Annotated in this window: 12 protein-coding genes; 5 read left to right on the plus strand and 7 right to left on the minus strand. The window is 71.7% G+C overall.

Features of this window, described 5'->3' with window-relative positions:
* The first annotated feature begins 163 nt into the window (after positions 1–163).
* On the plus strand, positions 164–1108 hold the full coding sequence (locus ACFYP5_RS17130) for an aldo/keto reductase (protein ID WP_389036122.1): 945 nt from the start codon (positions 164–166) through the stop codon (positions 1106–1108).
* Positions 1109–1112: 4 nt separating this feature from the next.
* On the opposite strand, the gene ACFYP5_RS17135 is transcribed toward ACFYP5_RS17130, so the two are convergent.
* From ACFYP5_RS17135 to ACFYP5_RS17150, 4 genes are all read right to left on the minus strand, one after another.
* The gene (locus ACFYP5_RS17135; RefSeq protein ID WP_389036125.1) at positions 1113–2714 is read right to left on the minus strand and encodes a PrsW family intramembrane metalloprotease; all 1602 of its coding nucleotides are present in this window, start codon (positions 2712–2714) and stop codon (positions 1113–1115) included.
* Positions 2715–2812: 98 nt separating this feature from the next.
* The gene (gene trmB / locus ACFYP5_RS17140) at positions 2813–3622 is read right to left on the minus strand and encodes a tRNA (guanosine(46)-N7)-methyltransferase TrmB (protein ID WP_389036128.1); all 810 of its coding nucleotides are present in this window, start codon (positions 3620–3622) and stop codon (positions 2813–2815) included.
* Complete coding sequence (gene lhgO / locus ACFYP5_RS17145) at positions 3615–4871, minus strand: L-2-hydroxyglutarate oxidase (protein ID WP_389036130.1); 1257 nt, start codon at positions 4869–4871, stop codon at positions 3615–3617. Before lhgO ends, trmB begins: the two co-directional genes overlap by 8 nt.
* Before the next feature lie 171 nt (positions 4872–5042).
* Entirely contained in the window at positions 5043–6629 is a 1587-nt protein-coding gene (locus ACFYP5_RS17150) for a sporulation protein (protein WP_389036133.1), read from the minus strand.
* A 1130-nt stretch (positions 6630–7759) separates the two neighbouring features.
* Here ACFYP5_RS17150 and ACFYP5_RS17155 point away from each other — a divergent pair.
* A complete protein-coding gene (locus tag ACFYP5_RS17155; RefSeq protein ID WP_389036135.1) occupies positions 7760–9871 on the plus strand; it encodes an asparagine synthase-related protein in 2112 nt (703 codons plus the stop codon).
* A 52-nt stretch (positions 9872–9923) separates the two neighbouring features.
* Here ACFYP5_RS17155 and ACFYP5_RS17160 read toward each other — a convergent pair whose 3' ends face one another.
* Positions 9924–11924, minus strand: a complete 2001-nt coding sequence (locus ACFYP5_RS17160) for a sigma-70 family RNA polymerase sigma factor (protein ID WP_389036138.1) — start codon at positions 11922–11924, stop codon at positions 9924–9926.
* Between the two features lie 377 nt (positions 11925–12301).
* On the minus strand, positions 12302–13189 hold the full coding sequence (locus ACFYP5_RS17165) for a TetR/AcrR family transcriptional regulator (RefSeq protein WP_389036141.1): 888 nt from the start codon (positions 13187–13189) through the stop codon (positions 12302–12304).
* A gap of 339 nt (positions 13190–13528) precedes the next feature.
* Here ACFYP5_RS17165 and ACFYP5_RS17170 point away from each other — a divergent pair, with 339 nt between their 5' ends.
* Together ACFYP5_RS17170 and ACFYP5_RS17175 are read left to right on the plus strand one after the other, a co-directional pair.
* Positions 13529–14935 (plus strand): NAD(P)/FAD-dependent oxidoreductase, encoded by a 1407-nt coding sequence (locus ACFYP5_RS17170; protein WP_389036144.1) that lies wholly within the window; start codon positions 13529–13531, stop codon positions 14933–14935.
* Between the two features lie 233 nt (positions 14936–15168).
* Entirely contained in the window at positions 15169–16929 is a 1761-nt protein-coding gene (locus ACFYP5_RS17175; protein ID WP_389036147.1) for a SpoIIE family protein phosphatase, read from the plus strand.
* Between the two features lie 16 nt (positions 16930–16945).
* On the opposite strand, the gene ACFYP5_RS17180 is transcribed toward ACFYP5_RS17175, so the two are convergent.
* Positions 16946–18256 carry an MFS transporter gene (locus tag ACFYP5_RS17180; protein WP_389036207.1) on the minus strand — a complete coding sequence of 437 codons (1311 nt, stop codon included), beginning with the start codon at positions 18254–18256 and terminating at the stop codon, positions 16946–16948.
* Between the two features lie 132 nt (positions 18257–18388).
* Here ACFYP5_RS17180 and ACFYP5_RS17185 point away from each other — a divergent pair, with 132 nt between their 5' ends.
* Positions 18389–18946: a MarR family winged helix-turn-helix transcriptional regulator gene (locus ACFYP5_RS17185; protein WP_389036151.1), complete on the plus strand. Its 558-nt coding sequence runs from the start codon at positions 18389–18391 to the stop codon at positions 18944–18946.
* The last annotated feature ends 456 nt before the right edge of the window (positions 18947–19402 follow it).

Here is a 19402-nt window from a genome sequence, read left to right on the forward strand (position 1 = left end):
TTCTCCGGCCCCTCGTACCCGGCAGTCCTGACGCTCCCCCCCGACGTCAGGGCTGCCGGTCTGCTGTCACCCGGTCTCACGAATCCGGTGCGGATGCCCGTACGGGCCCCCTTTCAACCCCCGGTACGGAATAGCGGGCGTGGCGGAGTCCGTTGATCTACTTATGACTTCGCTTCGCAAACTCGGCTCTTCCGACCTTCAGGTCTTCCCGCTCGCGCTCGGTGGCAACGTCTTCGGCTGGACCGCCGACGAGGCGCAGTCGTTCGCCGTGCTCGACGCGTACGTCGCGGCGGGCGGCAACTTCCTGGACACCGCCGACGCGTACTCCGCATGGATCCCCGGCAACGAGGGCGGCGAGTCGGAGACGGTCATCGGCAAGTGGCTCGCCGCACGGTCCAGCCGTTCCGACATCGTCGTCGCCACCAAGGTCGGCGCCCACCCCGCGTACAAGGGGCTCTCCGCCGCCACCATCAAGGGCGCGGCCGAGGAGTCGCTGCGCCGGCTGGGCACCGACCACATCGACCTCTACTACACGCACTTCGACGACGAGACCGTCCCGGTCGAGGAGATCATCACCGCCCTCGACCAGCTGGTGAAGGACGGCAAGGTGCGTGAGATCGCCGCCTCCAACATCAGCCCGGAGCGGCTCCAGGCGTCCCTGGACTTCTCCGAGCGTGAAGGGCTCGCCCGTTACGTCGCCCTGCAGCCGCACTACAACCTCGTCTCCCGCGACACGTACGAGGGCGAGCTCCAGGAGACGGCCGCCCGTGCCGGTCTCGCCGCAGTCCCGTACTTCGCCCTGGCCGCGGGCTTCCTCACCGGCAAGTACCGTCCGGGTGCGTCGGTGGAGAGCGCGCGGGCCGAGAAGGCCGGTCAGCACCTGGCGTCGGAGCGCGGTCAGAAGGTCCTGGCCGCACTCGACAAGGTTGCCGAGGAGCGCGGCGCAGAAGTCGCGACCGTCGCCCTGGCCTGGCTCGCCGCCCGTCCGACCGTCGCCGCGCCGATCGCCTCGGCCCGTACGGTCGAACAGGTGCCCGCCCTGGTGGCCGTGGCCGACCTCGAGCTGACCGGACAGGAACTGGCGGAGCTCACCGAGGCATCGGCCTGAGCCCTCACCGGGAGCGCGGCGGCGGGACGCTGCCGTACGGTGGCCGGGCGTACGGCTGCTGGGCGTGGGGGGACAGATACGGGTTCGGCCGGTAGCCGCCGTACGGCGGGTGCGGGGCCGGCCCCGCAGGTATGTACCGGGGGCGCAGGCGGCCCGTCGCCTGCGCCGCGTACGTCAGCGCGGGTCCGGCCACCCCCCTGCGCTGCCAGAGATGGTGCAGCAGCTCCAGTTCGCGTGCCACGAAGTCCGGGTCCGCGGCCCCGCGGCGGGCCCGGCGGCGCAGGAACGCCAGTGACGTCGCGAACGACTCGTACTCGGCGACCGCCCGGGCGGCCGCCCTGCCGCGGGCCTTGGCCTGCGCCTTGGCATGACTGCGGACCTGCACCACGACCCGGCTGTTGCCGTATGCCGGTGAGTGGGGCTGCGGCGGGCCGGGCGCGGGGTAGCCGTAGCCGGGGCTCGGGTACGGCACTCCGTACGAGGCGCTGTACGCACCCGCGCTTCCGTAGGCACTCGCGTGCTGGTGGCGCGCAACGTCCCGGGCCACGCCGCGGGCCCGCATCGAGGAGAGCGCGAGCGGCTCGGCCGGGGTGAGCCAGCCGGCTGCCGCATAGGCGGGCAGTTCGGTGGCCAGTGTCCGCAGCTCCCGCTGGCGCGACCAGATCACCAGCCAGGTGACCAGCGCGAAGACCGGGACCATGAACACCCCGTACACGACATAGAAGCCGTAAGGACCGAACGACCCCGAGCCGTTCCACAGGGCGTGCATGCCCATCGCGAGCATCAGCCCGAGCACGGGCAGCAGGATCCGGCGGATGCGGTGGCTACGTGCGCAGAGCGCCGCGAATCCGAAACCCAGGCCGGTCAGCACGGTGAAGAGGGGATGCGCGAACGGCGTCATCACGACGCGTACGAAGAACGTCGCGGCCGTCACCGACGCGAAGCCCGACGTACCGATCTGCTGGTCCTCGCCGAAGGCATTGCCCAGATAGAGGATGTTCTCGGTGAAGGCGAAGCCCGTCGCGGTGAAGCCCGCGATGACGACGCCGTCGAGGATGCCGCTGAAGTGGCGCCTTCGGAAGAGGAAGATCAGCAGGACGGCCGCGGCCTTCGCGCTCTCCTCGACCACCGGTGCTATCACCGTGGCGCCGAGGGTGTCCGCACTCGCCGGGTCGGCGGTGGCCGTCGCGATCCAGCGGGTCGCGAACGAATTCGCGATGATCGCGACCAGGGCGGCGGCGCACGCACCCCAGGCGAAGGCGAACAGCAGATTCCGCCAGGACCACGGATCGACCCGGTCCAGCCAGCGGAACGCCGCCATCAGCAGCGGTACGGGCAGTACGGCGAGGCCCAGACCGACCAGGAACCCTTCCGTACCCGTCTGATCGCGGACCAGGGCGAGGATCACCAGCCCGCAGAGAGCCAGCACCGTGAAGACCGCACCGGCTCGGAACGTCTTGCTCCGCCAGACCAGGCCGACCCGGCGCGGCCGGTAGCGCCACTGGCCCCGCTCCGGCACGGCCGCCAGGATCTCGCCGACCCGCTGCTCCTGGAGGAGCGGGACGGCCGGCTGCGACTGTTTTTGCTGCACAGACCCGTCGGACACCCGACGACCCTAACGAGCGGGACCGACAACTGACCATGGGGCGACGGGGGGTGCCTACCGGCCCCGCAGGAATATCAGCAGCTCAGCGGCCCTGCGGCTCAGCGGCGGGCGAACAGCAGGTCGTGCACGACATGGCCCTTGTCCAGGCCCTGTCCCTCGAACCGGGTCAGCGGCCGGAACGCGGGCCGCGGTGCGTAGCCGCCGTCCGCCTGGGTGTTCTCGAAGCCGGGGTGCGCGGTCAGCACCTCCAGCATCTGCTCGGCGTACGGCTCCCAGTCGGTCGCACAGTGCAGCACGGCCCCCGGCTTCAGCCGCTGCGCCACCAGATCGAGGAACTCCGGCTGGATCAGCCGTCGCTTGTGGTGGCGCTTCTTGGGCCACGGGTCGGGGAAGTACACCCGCAGCCCGTCGAGCGAGTCCGGCGGCAGCATCTCGCGCAGTAGGATGATCGCGTCACCGTTGGCCACCCGGATGTTGGACAGACCGTTCCGGTCCGCGAGACCGAGCAGGTTGCCCTGGCCCGGGGTGTGCACATCGACGGCGAGTATGCCGGTGCCCAGGTCGTCGGCCGCCATCTGCGCGGTGGCCTCACCCATCCCGAAGCCGATCTCCAGCACGACCGGGAGCCCGTCGAACAGCTTCGGCAGGTCGAGGACCGACTGCCCGTCGATGTCCAGACCCCACTTCGGCCAGAGCCGCTGCAGAGCGTCCTCCTGGCCGGGTGTGACACGGCTGCGGCGGGGCTGGAAACTGCGGATCCGGCGCTCGTGGTGCGAACCGGCCGGATCGGCGGCGGGCCCGCCGGGGAAGCGCGGCTCCTGACGCAGCCTGCGCTGCCGCTCGAAGGCGGCGGCACGCAGATCGTGGGACTCGTCGGTCTCGGGGGCAGGATTCAAGGACTCAGACACAATGCCCCGATTCTACGGCGGGCGGCTTCCATCCCGTCCCGCGTGCCCGGAGCAGCGCCCTGCGTGCCACCTCCCGCCCGATGGGCAGCGAGGCCGTGGCGGCGGGCGACGGAGCGTTCAGCACGTGCACGGTGTGCGGGGCCTCGCGGATCAGGAAGTCGTCCACCAGCGTGCCGTCGCGCAGCACCGCCTGGGCCCTGACACCGGCCGCGGCGGGACGCAGATCGTCCTCGGTGACCTCGGGCAGCAGCCGGCGCACCGCCGCCGTGAACGCGCGCTTCGACAGCGAACGGTGCACCTCTCCCGCCCCGTACCGCCAGTGCCTGCGCGCGATCCGCCAGGAGCCGGGCCAGGCCAGCGTGTCCAGGAGCTCGTCCGGGCGTACGACCGGCCAGCCGTACCCCTCGCGGGCCAGCGCCGGCACCGCGTTCGGCCCGACGTGGACGCCGCCGTCGTGGCCCCGGGTCAGGTGCACCCCGAGGAACGGGAACGCCGGGTCGGGGACCGGGTAGACCAGACCGCGCACCAGCTCCGGCCTGGCCAGCTCGTAGTACTCCCCGCGGAAGGGCACGATCCGCATGCCCGGGTCGTCGCCCGCGAGGAGCGCCACCCGGTCGCACTGCAGCCCCGCGCAGTTGACCAGGACCCGGGCCCGCACCACCCGTCCGTCCGCCGTCCGCACCGCCACACCCCACGGGCGGCGGTCGATCGCCGTGACCTCCGCGCCGAACCGGATCAGCCCGCCCGCGCCACGCACCTCGGCCGCGAACCGCTCGGTGACCGCCTTGAAGTCGCACACCCCGGTGGTCCCGACCCGGATCGCCGCGAGCCCGCGCACCTGCGGCTCGTACTCCGCGATCTGCGCAGGTCCCAGCTCCCGCACCGGCAGCCCGTGATTCCGGCCGCGCTGCACCAGCGCGTGCAGCCGGGGCAGCTCGGAGCGCTCGGTCGCGACGATCAGCTTGCCGGTCACCGCATGCGGAATGCCATGCTCCGCGCAGAAGTCGACCATCTCCGCGGCGCCGCGCACCGCATAGCGGGCCTTCAGCGAGCCGGGGCGGTAGTAGATACCGCTGTGGATCACGCCGCTGTTGCGCCCCGTCTGATGGCGCGCCGGGCCCCACTCCTTCTCCAGCACCGTGACCCGTGTGCCCGGAGCGGTCCGCGTGATCGCATACGCCGTCGACAGGCCGACGATCCCGCCGCCGATCACCAGCACATCGCAGTCGTACGCCGCGTGCGTCATCATCACGCCACCTCCCACCCCGATAGTGCACTGACCCACTGACAACGCACTCAAACCAGCGGGGCCCAGCGTGGCGCCGAGATTTCGGCCGGCGGTCGCCTGCACGTCGCCCGGAGGACTCCGCGCAGGCAACCGCAGGCATCCGAGGAGGCGGGCGTCGCCCGCGGAAGGCCGCTACGCGGGCGCCACCAGCAGCGGTCGAGCCCGCTCACGCAGCTCGGCGACGCGCGGTTCGTCCCCGTACGGTTCGAGACGGTGCAGCAGGTCCCGTACGTACTCGGTCGTCCGCGCCGACGAGATGCGGCCCGCCACCTCCACGGCCCGGGTGCCGGCCGCGCACGCCGCGTCGAGGTTGCCCGACTCCAGCTCGGCGACCGCCGAGACCACCAGGCGCAGCCCGTGCGAGCGGACGAACTCCTCGGTGGGCCGGGACAGTGCCTGTTCGGTGAAGCGGCGCACCTGCCGGGGGGCCTTCAGATCGCGGTAGCACTCCGCGGCGTCGGCGGCGAACCTGTCGTACGAGTAGAAGCCCAGCCACGACGGGTCCGCATCCCCGTCCCGGGAACGCTCCAGCCAGCTCTCGGCGGCCTTGAGCGCCGCCCCTGCGGCCGGTGCGTCGCTCGCCTTCGCATGGGCCCGCGCCTCGACGAGACGGAAGAAGCTCATGGTGCGGGCGGTGGCGAGCCCGCGGTTGCGCTCGACGGCGGCCTGCGCGAGGTCGACCCCCTCGTCGGCGAAGCCGCGATAGGTCGCCTGCAGCGACATCGAGGCGAGGACATAGCCGCCGAGAGGTACGTCGGCGGCGGCCCGGGCCAGCCGCAGCGCCTGGATGTAGTACCGCTGCGCGGCTTCCTGCTGGCCGGTGTCGAACGCCATCCACCCGGCGAGTCTGGTCAGCTCGGCGGCGGCGCCGAACAGCGCGCGGCCCACCTCGTCGCTGTACGAACCGAGGAGCAGTGGCGCCGCGTCCACCCGTAAGCACTCCGGGACCATGGAGGAGCGCCAGTCGCCACCGCCGTACTTGGAGTCCCAGCGGCGCGCGTCCTGGGCCGCCTCGCGCAGCTTGGTCACGTCGCTGTGGCCGACCCGGAGCGGCGAGATGTCGTTCACGGAGTCGGACCCCGGCTGTGCGGGAAGTGCGGGAGCGCCCGGCGCGCCCTCCGTGCTCGGAACGCCCGGTGCGTCGCCTGCTGATGCGCCCCGTTGTGCGCCCGGCGCACTCTGAGCGCCCTGCGCAGCCGGCACACTCTGCGTGCCGAGGATCGCGGCCTCCGCAGCCGACGAGTCGCGTGCCACCGACGCGTCGGCGGGGGATATCAGCCAGCGGGACGCGGGTGTCGCGTAGGCACTGACCGAGAACGAGCCCGCCAGCGACTGCCAGATCCCGCCGCCGCCCGCACGCCGTCCGGCCAGATCCAGCCGATACAACTCGGTCGCCGAACGCACCGCCTCGCCCACATCGCGGGGGAAGGCGAGACCGACCTCCGGTGCCGGATCGGCGTCCGCGAGCCCGATCTCGTGCAGCGGGACCGGGCGGCCGAGTTTTGCGCCGATCGCCGCGGCGATGAGATGGGGCGCGGCGCCCTGAGGAACCATGCCCTTGGAGACCCATCTCGCCACCGAGGTCTTGTCGTAGCGGAGTGTCAGACCGCGCTGCGCCCCGAGGTCGTTGACTCGCCGGGCGAGCCCGGCGTTGCTGATTCCCGCGAGGGCGAGAACGGTTCCGAGCTTCTCGTTCGGCCCGCGTTGCTCCCTGGACATGCGCCACCCCTCGACACACAGACGGCCGCCGCGTCACCCGACGAGGCGCGCGGCATTCGTACCGTGTCCTCCCCAGGGACGGACCCCGGCACTCCGGCCGCACAGGCATGTGGCCGAGCCCCGAGGAATATGCCTCCTGCCGAGAACCTCAGTGAACCCAGCGTAGTTCGCCGCATCCCTACCGTTAAGGGGCAGACGTCCGTATGGCGGGATTGTTGCCCGTGCGGACGGCCGCGGACGGATGGTGGTGCGGACGCGACGGGACGAAGGGGAGACGGGGGGAGGCGAGGGGCGGGAGGGGAGGATGAGGCGGACGGCCGGCGGACACGAGGCGGCCGGGGAGCGAGCCCGGCGTGACGATCCGGTCGCCCTGCGGACCTGCCGGAATGCTGCTCCGGACCCTGTGGGGCGAGCTCCCCTCGTGCTCCTGCCGTGTGGCCGTGCGCCCGGCCGTGCGCTGTTGTCCGGCCGCGGCGGGAGCGCTTCCATGGTGCTGCGTGGGTCGGCCCACTGCACTGGACTCAGTGGGCTGGGGGACACTGCCGCCTCATTCCCCGCAGGCGGCGGACCGGTCCGGGAGGCGAACCACGCCTCCCGGACCGTGCGTGGAGCCGATGGGCATCCGATGGCGGAACCGATGCGGCCGCCAGCACGGAGTCGGTGCGGATCCAGCCCGACAGTCATGCCCCAAAAAGGAACATAACGGGGCGTCATGTACGACATCCTTCGCGCCGTGCGGTCGATGCACCCTCCGAGAATGGCCGAATGACGTCGGTCGGTCGAGGTTGGGGCGGGCGATTCGCGGACACTCGACGGGCTGTTGGCGGGCGGACCGGAGGCTGGCCGGATTTCAGCCGGTACGGTCCGGGTGCGACGGGGAACGCAACACCCGGAACGGTTGCGTCCGTTGTCCTGCGGTCCGCCACGCCGTCCGCGCTGCCGGGGTCGGGCACCCCGCCACCCGCCCTGCGGCCTTTGCCAGGGGCGCATGCGCTTCCGACGTGCGCCCTCCGCAGCCACTCCTGCGCGCCGTTGTCGTGGCAGCATGTTCGCAACGGCGCTGCATGCTCCCGCAGTTCTCCCGACATGTTCCGGGCGCGCCGTTTTGTCCACAGCCCGTGGAGGCGGCGATGCGTTGGTTGGTGGGGTGGAGCAGTATCGCCGCGAGTTTCGGCACGGTCGGGGCGGTCGGCGGGGGTGACGAGGGGCGCACGGTGCACCCCGTGGGCTCCCAGCTCCTGTGGGGCGACCCGGATCCGCTCTGGGCCGTCGGAGACTGGCGGCCCGACGAGATCCGGATCAGCACCCTGGAGACCGCCGAGGGCACACCCACCGCCCGCCTCGCCGTCCTCGGCTGCTGCGGCGCCACCGACGAACAGCTCCGGCTCGGTCTCCTCGCCGCCCGCGGCGGGGCGCTGCGCCATCTCACCGCCTGGGCGGGCAGTTACACGGCCGTCGTCCAGATAGGCCGACGGGTCACCGTCGTCGGGGACCTCGCGGGGGCCCGCCCGGTCTTCTACACACCGTGGGCCGGCGGCACGGCGTACGCGACCGCCGCACTCCCGCTCGCCGACCTGATCGAGGCACAGCTGGACATCGGCCACCTGGCCGCGCTGCTCGCCTGCCCCGAGACACCGGAAGCGCTGCGCGACGGCACTCCGTACGTGGGTGTGAAGCGCATCCCGCCGGGGCACGCGCTCATCCTCCGCGAGGGCTCGCGCGAGATCACCGGGTACGAACCGGTCGCCTCCCTCGCCGTTGCGGCGCCCCAACTCGACCCGGTGAGCGCCGTGGACGGGGTGCGCGATGCGCTGGTCGAAGCGGTACGCGCCAGGCTCACGGCCCCGCGCCACGCCCCCGAGTCCTTGCCGCCCGACCCGGGCCCGGTCCCCGGCATGGGCCCTGCCGAACGCCGCGCCGCCCGTGGCGCACCCGTCCCCGGCATCGGCGCCGATCTCTCCGGAGGCAGCGCCTCCGCCACCCTCGCCCTGCTCGCCGCGGGGCTGCCGGGGCTGCCCGGCACGCTCCTCGGCCACGGCACGGGAGCGGGCGAGCGGCTGCTCGCCGTCACCTTCAACGACCTCACCACCCGCGATCACGAGGACGAACTCGAACGCGCCGCCGTCATCGCCGCCAACCCGCGCCTGCATCACGTCGTCGTAGCCGCCGGCGAGGAGGCCCTGCCCTACGCCGACCTGGGCAGCGGCCCGCTCACCGACGAGCCGGCCGCATCCCTCGTCGTCGCCGAACGCCACCGCCGCCGGCTCGCCGCGGGCAGCGCCGACCACTTCGTCGGTGACGGCGCCCGGCAGGTCCTCGACGCCCACCCGGCCCGCCTCGCCGACCTCCTGATGGATCGGCGCCGACGCCACCTCCTGCGCCCGGTCGCCGCCCTGGCCAGAGCCGAACGGCCGTCGGCGCACTCGTTGTTCGTCCCGCTGACCGTCTACCGGGCCGCCCGCCGCCTGGCCCGTACGTCGTACCGCAGCGGCCTCGAAGCGGCGGCCGACCGCCTCCCGGACGCCAATCGGCACACCCCCGGCCTCGACACCCCCGCCGACGCCTCGCTCGCCGCCCTCACCTGGTCGCGGCCCGGCCCGGCCGCACGCTGGCTGACGGGGGAGGCGCTCGCCGAGGTATCGGTTCGTCTGCAGGAGGCGGCGATCCGTCCCACCTCTGTTCAGCGCCCCGGTGAGGCGCGTGCCCGGGCCGCGCTTGCCCGGCACGCCGCCGACCACCGGGTCCTGGAGCAGGCCGCCGAGATCCGCAGCCAGCGGCTGCACGCCCCGTTCCTCGACAATCAGGTGGTGCGAGCCGCCCGGGCCCTGCCCGAATCGCTGCGCGTCCAGCCCGGCGCCCGCGCCGCGATCCTGCGCCGGGTCCTCGCCGGTGCGGGCATCCATGAACTGCCGGCGGGCTGGGGCACCCCCTCCCAGGCCACCTCGACCGCGGTCAGCCGCACCGGCCTGCGCGCCGCGCTCCCCGACCTGATCGCGCTCTTCGACGCCCCGCTGCTCGCCGACGCCGGCCTGATCGAGGCCCGGGTCGTGCGGAAGGCCCTGCGCGCGGCATCCGAGGGCGAACCGCTGCCCGTGGACGGCCTTGCCGACCTGGCAGCCACGGAACTCTGGCTCCGCCGCCTCGTCTCGCGCCGCGGAACCTGCTGGACAGGCACGGCGGCGCCGCGGCAGCGCGCGGTGGCGGGCGGAGTGGCCCCGGCGCGACGCACCCTGCAACGCTGACGGCGGCCCGCCGGCGCTGTCACCCACCGCCCGGCCCCGAACCGGCCGCGCCTCAGCCGCAGCTGATCCTCGACTCCGCCCAGTCGGCCAGCGCCACCCCGTCGAACGGCGTGTGCGGTTCGACGACGAGCCGGATCCGCTGCTGTCCCGCGATACCGAGGCTCACCGGCACGGGCGGATGGTTGCCGTGCATCACCGGGGACCGCCACAGCCGTGCCCCGGCGCCGTCGAACACGGAGAAGCGCACCGAGCCGAGCCCCAGGGTCAGATCGTCGACGCCGACCATCGCCTCGTAGCGGCTGCACGGCCGGTTCAGCTCGATGGTGACCCGGGAGCTGCTCTGCACGGTGACCCCGTGCGCGTACCGCGTACCGCCGGTGGACATACCGGAGCGCCGCCAGACCCAGCTGCTCTCATTCGTCACCACCTCAGGCTCGGCGTGGTCGCCGAGGACGGAGTAGCGCAACCGGCTGACCTGGTAGACGGTTGGCGGCGGGGGCGGCGGCGGGGCAGGGGTGGCCGTCGCGGACGGCTCGGGCTCCGGCGGTGCGGGGACCGGCGGCTTCGGCTTGGGTGTGGGCTTCGGCGTAGGTGTGGGGGGAGGCGTGGATGCAGCCGTCGGCGGTCTCGGGGACGGAGTCGGCGCAGTGGCCGGCGGTGCGGGAGCGCTCGGCGGCTCGGGCGTGGGTGCCGGTTTCGACGGTGCGGGCGACGGCACCGCGGGCGCCACCACCGGAGGCCTGGCCACGGGCCCGGCCGCCGGTTTCGGCGACGGGTCACCGACCAGCGCCCACACCAGACCGGCCGCGGCCGCGACGGCCACGGCTGCCGCGATCCCGGCCTTGACCGGCGCACCCAGGCCTTCCGAGGCCACCGCGCCACCGGCCGAGCCACCGGACGAACTCCCGCCCGTCATCGCCGCGGCGGCACCCGCACCCGCCGCACCCGCGGCGCCACCCGCCACGATCCCGGCGGCCTTGAGCGCGTACCCGGTGGCGAACCAGCCGATGACCGCGACCGGAAGCAGTGCCGGAATCCCGGCGTTGACATGTGCCAGTTCGCCCACGGCGACCCGGCACTTCGCGCACTCGTCCAGATGCTTGCGCAGCCCGCGCTCGGCCCGGATCCGCAGCCCGCCCCGGGCATACGCGCCGAGCCGGTCCGCATAGCGGGCACAGTCGCCGCCGGAAGTGAGCGACTGGCTCACATGCGCCTGCAGATATGCCTGCTTCAGCCCTTCGCGGGCCCGGCTGGCCAGTACCGCCGTGGCATTGGCGGTGAGCCCGAACAGCGGCGCGATCTCGCTCGGCGACTCCTCCTCGACGGTGGTGTGCCACAGCACCGCCTGCCAGCGCTCCGGCAGACTGCGGAACGCCTTCATGGCCATGGACTGCTCGGCCTCGTGCATCGCCAGGACATCGGCGCCGAGATCCAGCGTGTCCGCGTCCGACACCTCGGAGAAGCCCGCCGCCTGTGCGGCGAACACCGCGAAGTCGTCGACCAGTTGCTCCCGCTTCGCCGTCTTTGTCCAGGCGGCCGCGATATGCCGGACAGCCGTCATCAGATATGCGCGTACGGCTTCCTCGGGCCCCTTGCCGCCCCGAACCGCCTGCAGGGTGCGGGCGAAGACCTCGGCGGTCAGGTCGTCGGCGGTGTGGGCGTCCCGGCAGCAGCTCCGCGCGTAACGACGCACACTGCCCGAGTGGCGCCGGAACAGCTCCTCGTACGCGAGATCGTCGCCGTTCCGCATCTGCAGGATCAACTGAGCGTCGGAGCGGGCGAGTGCGGCGGTGCCGGAACCACGGCCACCTGATCGCTGCATCGGTACGGCGCCTTCGGCTCCGATCCCGGCGTCCGGCTCCACCGGCCCGCTGCCGACTGGCGCGGGTGGCCAGGGGCCGGGCAGCACATTGCCGCCTTCGGCGTCGTGGCCCGACCGTCCGGGGCCGGCCTGACTCGGTACCTGCCGGGCGGGCGTCCCGCCGGCCTCCGCGCCACCGCCCACGGTCGAGATGCCGTCGAACGGCTCTTCCTGCTGCCCGTCACCGCTCATCGCGGAAGCCCCCGTATGCGCCTTCGGACCCGAACACCGGGCAAGAGTGTCACATGGCGCGATGACGACGGTCGTTCAGTTCCCGCAACCACTCATCCGGGGCGTTTACCGAAAGCGAGCACTAACAGCCACTCGAACAGGGAAGGAACAATGCGTCCGAGAGGCGGGTGAGTTGTCGAGAGCGCCCCCGCACACACGGGCCGCAGCGACTCCCCACACCACCCTCACCCGCCCGAAGCGGCGCTCTCGCAGAGCCGAAGACTCCACGCGCACACCAGCCCGCCCGGCGGATACGCGGATCGCGCCGGAGCACGCACCCGGCCCGCTGGAGCCTGCACGGAGCCGACGGCCCCACCCGAGCAGCCCGGACAGTCCGCTCACGCCGGGCGTGAGCGCAGCCCCTCCAGCAGGATGTCCAGCAGCCGGGCCGAAGCAGCGGCCTGCTGAGCCGCGTCCGGCAGCGAGGGTGCCGCCGTGGCGATGACGAGCAGCACGTCCGCCACCGTCACATCGCGGCGCAGTTCACCCGCCGCCCGTGCCCGGTCGACCAGCCGGCCCACGACCTCCAGCAGCTCGGCCGCACCTGTGTCGTCGTCCGCGAGTCCGTCGTCGTCGGCGGACCGCCCGTCGACGCCCCGGAGGTCGGCCTGCGCCATTCCCTGCCGCTGGTGAGGCACCCGAGCCTCATCCCGGACCGAGCCGGGACCGGAGCCCTGGCCCGGGGCCGCGCCCGCGTCCCGTACAGCTGCCTGCTCCCCGACGACCGTCGAGTCGTCCACGTCGACGCCGACCCGCAACACCTGCGGCGGCAGCAGACGCCCCGCGCCCGAGGCCACGGACGTGCGCAGGAAACGCGAGAGCGCCGACCACGGCTCGTCCTCCTGCCCCAGTGCGGTCCGCGCCTGGTCGGTCAGCCGGGCGGTCTCCTCCTCGGCTATCCGGTGCACCAGCACGTCCTTGCTCGGGAACCGCCGGTACACCGTGCCGACCCCGACCCGGGCGCGGCGTGCCACGTCCTCCATCGGGGCCCCGTACCCCAGCTCGCCGAACACCTCGCGGGCGGCCCGCAGCACATGCTCGAGATTGCGCTGTGCGTCCACGCGCAGCGGCGCCGAGCGGACGCCGCCGCCGGACCCGACCGTGGTTCCCACCGCACTTCCCGCTCCGGCGGAACCCACCGAGCCGACTGTCCCCACTGTGCCGATTCGTCCGTTTCCCTCGGACGAGGCAGCAGCAGTCTGCCAACGCGATTCCTGAATGTGCATAACTTTTCCCCCGGTTATGACGTCTCCCCCCGGAGACTCCCGCCGTGTCAGCCGGGGAGTGGATCATCATCCCAACCCGACACCCCGACGACATACGAACATAGTTGAGCCCGGGTCAATTCAGAAGGGGGTAGTTCCGCACGGAGCGCCCCCCGATCGGAGCAAGGACCGGTTGGTTCCCGTTTCCACCCCGCTCCGACACCCCCGCTGCAACGTCTGACCTGCACGCCTTCCGTACACCCGGACGGATCAACGACACCGGTCCCCGGAAAACCTCCGGTCACACAATTTGCCGGGGCTGTGGACAAATATCGGAGCACGTTGCGTCATGGGGAGGTGATGGCTTCAGATTCCCGGGGGACACCCCCCGGCCCGCCGCCGGGTGAGCGCATTCTCGTCATCGGTGGCGGCTACGTCGGGATGTACACAGCGCTGCGTCTCCAGCGGAAGCTGAAGCAGAGACTCAAGTCCGGCGAGACCGAGATCGTCGTCGTCACGCCCGAGCCCTATATGACGTATCAGCCGTTCCTGCCCGAAGCCGCAGCCGGCTCGATCTCGCCGCGCCATGTCGTCGTGCCGCTCCGTCGCGTCCTTGCGCACTGCACCATCGTCATCGGCGAGGCACAGCAGATCGACCACGCCAAGCGCACCGCGACCGTCACCACCCTCGCCAGCGGTGAGGACGGCACAGGCGCCGTGGAGATCCCGTACGACGAGATCGTCATCGCGCCCGGCTCCGTCTCGCGCACCCTCCCGGTCCCCGGCCTCGCCGACCACGGCATCGGCTTCAAGACCATCGAGGAGGCCATCGGCCTGCGGAACCACGTCATCGAGCAGATGGACATCGCCTCCGCCACCCGCGACCCCGCCATCCGCGACGCCGCCCTGACCTTCGTCTTCGTCGGCGGCGGTTACGCGGGCGTCGAGGCGCTCGCCGAGCTCGAGGACATGGCCCGCTACACCGCCCGCTACTACCACAACATCAAGGCCGAGGACCTGAAATGGATCCTCGTGGAGGCCTCCGACCGGATCCTTCCCGAAGTCGGTGCCGCGATGGGCACGTACGCCATCAGGGAACTGCGCGGCCGCAACATCGACGTACGCCTCGACACCCGGCTGGACTCCTGCGAGGACCGGGTCGCCGTCCTCAGTGACGGCTCCCGCTTCCCGACCCGCACGCTCGTGTGGACGGCGGGCGTCAAGCCGGCCCCGATCCTTGCCGCCACCGACCTGCCGATGGACGAACGCGGCAGGCTCAGGTGCACGGCGCAGCTCACCGTCGAAGGCGCCGAACACGCCTGGGCCGCCGGGGACGCCGCGGCTGTTCCCGATCTGACCGCGGAAGAACCGGGCAAGGAGACCGCTCCCAACGCACAGCACGCGGTTCGTCAGGCCAAGGTCCTCGCCGAGAACATCCTCGCGGCGATCAGCGGCGAACCGCTCAAGGAGTACCGGCACAGCTACGCGGGCTCCGTCGCCTCGCTCGGCCTCCACAAGGGCGTCGCCCATGTCTACGGGCGCAAGCTCAAGGGCTATCCGGCCTGGCTGATGCACCGTACGTACCACCTCAGCCGGGTGCCGACGTTCAACCGGAAGGCCCGTGTCCTCGCCGAGTGGACTCTCGCCGGACTCTTCAAACGCGAGATCGTCTCCCTCGGCTCACTGGAACACCCGCGCGCCGAGTTCGAACTCGCCGCAGGGGGAAGACGTACCGACGGCGACGGCCCGCCGAAGAAGGATGCCTGACTGTCAGTACGGTCGGTCACACTGGACGTGTGACCATAGGTGGGCTCACACCTGCACAGAGTGACCCGGCCGGCAGTGACCAACAGTGACCAGTACGACGAGGCCCGGCTGCGCCTCGCCGGGGGTCCGGCCCCCGGTGCCCCCGACCCCGGCGAGAGAGAACCGGTAGCAGAACCGGAAGAGGAAGCAGCCCGCCCGAGCGGACCAGACCGACACACGAGGCCAGAAATTCCGTGAACTTCACGCGTTGGAGCGCCCGCCTACCAGGAACGCGCCGCGCCGCGGCCCGGGACGACCGCAGTTCCGTGCCCGCGGCCCGCGCCGAGTACGCCAGGCCCGAGCCCGGGTCCGGCCCAGCGGACGGCGACACCCCCAAGGCCTCCCCCGGGGCATCCGCAGAGATCTCTCAGGAGAGCGCCGGCCGACCCGCCGACCAACTCTCCGGCCCCACCCTGCTGGAGGATCTCTCCGCCCGCGAGATCCTCGGCCGGCTGCCCGCCCTCGTCGCCCTCGTGCACGGACCCGACCACCGCATCGCCTACGTCAACGACGCCTACGCGGCCGCCTTCGGTCCCAGACCCACGGGCGCCACCGCCGCCGAGGCGATGCCCGAGCTCGACGAGCTGAGCCTGCTGCCCCTCATGGACCAGGTCCTGCGCAGCGGCACCCCCCGCACGGTCAAGTCCCGCAAGGTCCGCAGCGGCAACTCGTACACCGTGACCTGCACCCCCGTCGCCACGCCCGCCGGCCTCCCCGCGAACGGCAGGAGCACGAACAAGAACGGCAGGGACAAGGGGAGCGAAGGCGGCGGTGTCCTTCTGTACGCCGCCGATGTCACCGACCACGCCGAAGCGGCCGAGCGCCTGCGCACCAGCGAACGCCGCCACCGCGAAACGGCCGTCACCCTCCAGCGCTCCCTGCTCCCGCAGGAGCTGGAGCAGCCCGACGACCTGCGGATCGCGGCCACGTACCAGCCGGGCGGCACGGACGCGGCGGTCGGCGGCGACTGGTACGACGTCATCACCCTCGGCGCGGGCCGCACCGCCCTCGTCATCGGAGATGTGATGGGCCGCGGGGTGCGCGCCGCCGCGGTGATGGGCCAGCTCCGCACGGCGGTGCGCGCCTACGCCCGTCTCGACCTTCCGCCGCACGAGGTGCTTCAGCTGCTCGACGGTCTCGCCTCGGAGATCGACGCCAGCCAGATCGCCACCTGCGCCTACGCGGTCCACGATCCGAACGAGGGCCGGCTCGTCTACGCCTCCGCCGGCCACCTCCCGATCCTCGTGCGCGATCAGGACGGCACGGTCCACCGTGCCGAGGACCCGACCGGACCGCCCCTCGGCACCGGTGGCTGGATCCACACCTCCGGCACGATCGCGCTGCCGCCCGGCTCCACCGCCGTCCTCTATACGGACGGTCTCGTCGAACGCCGCAGTGAGGACATCGACGAGGGGGTCGCCGCCCTGGAGCGTGCCCTTTCCGGTGCCAAGGGGTCCCCGCAGGTGGTCTGCGACCGTCTGATGCGCTCCCTCGGAGTCACGGCCGAACACGACGACGACGTGGCGGTGCTGGTGGTCCAGCACCCCGCCCGCACGGGGACGAACGCGGAGCTGTTCCACAACGCCTCGCTCGATCTGCTCGGCGGCATCGAAGCGGCCCCGCGCGCCCGCGCCTTCGCGACCGGCGTCCTCACGTCGTGGCGCTTCCCGGTCGAGCTGTGCGATCTGGGCGTCCTGGCCGCCAGCGAACTGGTGGCGAACTCCCTCCAGCACGGCATCCCGCCGATGCGCCTGGGACTGCGCCGCACCGACCGCCGCCTGATCATCGAGGTGACCGACGGCGACGACCACCTTCCGCGCCGCCGTCGCGCCGAACCGGCGGACGAGTCGGGCCGCGGTATCTCCATCGTCGCGACGATCGCCTCGTCCTGGGGCAGTCGCCGCACACCGGGCGGCGGCAAAGCGGTCTGGTGCGAGTTCGCGCTGCCTCAGTGAGCGCCGGCGGGCGACGTCACAGAGCAGCAGCGGGCTCGGACACCCGCTCGGCCACCATCCCGGCCTCCGGCCGTGACACGGCCACCACCCGCGACGGCAGCGCCGCGAGCGAAGGCTGGTCCTGTACGGGGGTGAGCCGGCGGCCCAGCCGCAGGGCGAGCACGGTGATGCCCAGGGAGAACAGCACGAACGTCACGATGTACGGCCCGTGCAGCGAAGCCCCCATCGGCCCGCCCACGGCCGGACCGACCGCCAGCGCAAGCTGCTTGACCAGGGCGAACGCCGAGTTGTACTGACCGACCATCGACTCCGGGGCAAGATCGGCGACCAGCGGCGCCACCGTCGGCGAGAGCATCGACTCACCGAGTCCGAACAGCGCGTACGTCGAGATCATCGCGGCCGTCGCCATGGTCTGGCTGCCGTGCCCGAGCCCCGCGTACCCCGCCACGATCCAGGCGAACGCCCAGATCAGGCCGACCGAGGCGATGACCCGGCTGCGCTTGCGCCGCTCGACCAGCCGCAGCACGACGAACTGGGCCACGACGATGACAGCGGTGTTGGCTGCAAGGGCGATACCCAGCGTCGAAGGCTCGATCCCGGCAGCCTCGGTGCCGTACGCCGCGAGACCGGACTCGAACTGCCCGTAGCAGGCGAAGAACAGCACAAAGCCCAGCACACACAGCTGGACCATGGCCCGGTGCGACAGCAGCGCCCGCAGCCCGCCCTTCGCGGTGGACCCATCGGTGGGCCGGGAGTCCGCGATGACAGGAGTACGAGGCATCCGCACCGTCACGGCGACGACGCCGAGCACGATGAACATCGCCGCCTCGATCAGGAACAGCAGCGTGAAGGTCTCCGGCCGGTTCGTGTCGACGATCTGTCCGCCGACCAGCCCACCGATGCCGAGCCCGAGGTTCTGCAGAAAGAACTGCATGGCGAAGGCGCGTGTACGGGTGGCCGTGCTGGAGCACCAGACGAGCATCGTGGCGAGCGCCGGCGACATGACGGCCGTGCCCGCGCCGAGGACGGCCGCCGACAGCACGGTGGTCGTCACATTCGACGAAAGCCCGAGGGCCGCAGCTCCCACGGACGCCACCACGGCGGAGACGATCAGTACCGGCATCGGACCGCGCCGGTCGATGGCCCGTCCGGTGAACGGCAGGACAGCCAGCGCAGCCATGGCGAAGACCGCCAGCACGACTCCCGCCGTACCGGCACCCAGATCCCGCACCTGCGCCACATAGACGTACAGATACGGAACGGTGAACCCCACACCGAACGCGCTCAGCGCGCTCCCCAGCTGGATCCGCCGCAGCGCTGCGCCCATTTCCCTGGTCACACTCACCTACCTCAAGCTCACGAAGGACTGACGTCCGAAGACTTTAACAGTAAAGTTAGAGGTTCAACAATACAGACCGAAGGACTTCGACGCCAATGATGGCGTGCCATACTGCCCGCCATGTCTGACACCACCGAGCCCTCCGGCCTCCAGGAGCCGAGCCTCGACGAGCAGATCGCGGCTTATCAGCGCGAGTTCCGGGACCTGGACCCCCAGGTCGAGCAGGTCGTCTCGGCCCTCGGCCGACTCAACCGCCGGATGAACGTCGGCTACGGACGCCAGCTGGCCGACCTCGGAATCAGCAACGCCGAGTGGGAGGTCCTCAAGACCCTCGTCGTGGCGGGCTCCCCCTACCGTCTGGGCCCGGGCGAGCTGGCCAAGCGCCTCGGTCTCACCCCGGCCGCGATGACCCACCGCATCGACCGCATGGCAGGCGAGGGACTGGTCACCCGGGACAGGGACGAGAACAACCGGGTGCGCGTCATCGTCGAGCTGACCGACGAAGGCCGTACGAAGTGGCTGGAGGCGATGCGCATGGCGTCCGCCTTCGAGGAAGAGCTGCTCCAGGACCTCTCGGGCGACGAACGCGGAGCCCTCGGTGAGATGTTGATCCGCCTCCTGCGCCGGGTGGAACAAGCCCAGCCGGACGCCGGCGGCCGCCTGACCGACCTGGACTGACCCACGCCGGGCGAGGGGGAAAACGGCTTGACCTGGCGGGGTTGACACACCCCGCGTCGATCCGTAAAGTTCTCCGAGTTGTCACGGAGCCGGAACGGTTCTGCGACAGCCGATCCCGCCGCGAATGCGGCAACCAAAACTCTGCACGATCTCCCACTCGGGACGATTTCGGCATGCCGGAATTCATTTCGAAGGCTCGATTATGAGCCGCCGGGAAAATCCGCTAGAGTTTGGACGTCGGAACGGCCCAACAGCCGGGAAGACAAACCCCGCTGACTGGGAATCAGGCCCGAAAGGATCTGATAGAGTCGGACTCGCCGGAAAGGGAAACGCGAAAGCGAAGAACTGGAAAGCGGAACCTGCTTCGACCGGGAATCGGACACGAAAGAGTCTGATAGAGTCGGAAACGCAAGACCGAAGGGAAAAGCCCGGAGGAAAGCCCGAGAGGGTGAGTAC

This window comes from Streptomyces sp. NPDC005262, from assembly GCF_042872425.1.
Lineage (GTDB): Bacteria > Actinomycetota > Actinomycetes > Streptomycetales > Streptomycetaceae > Streptomyces.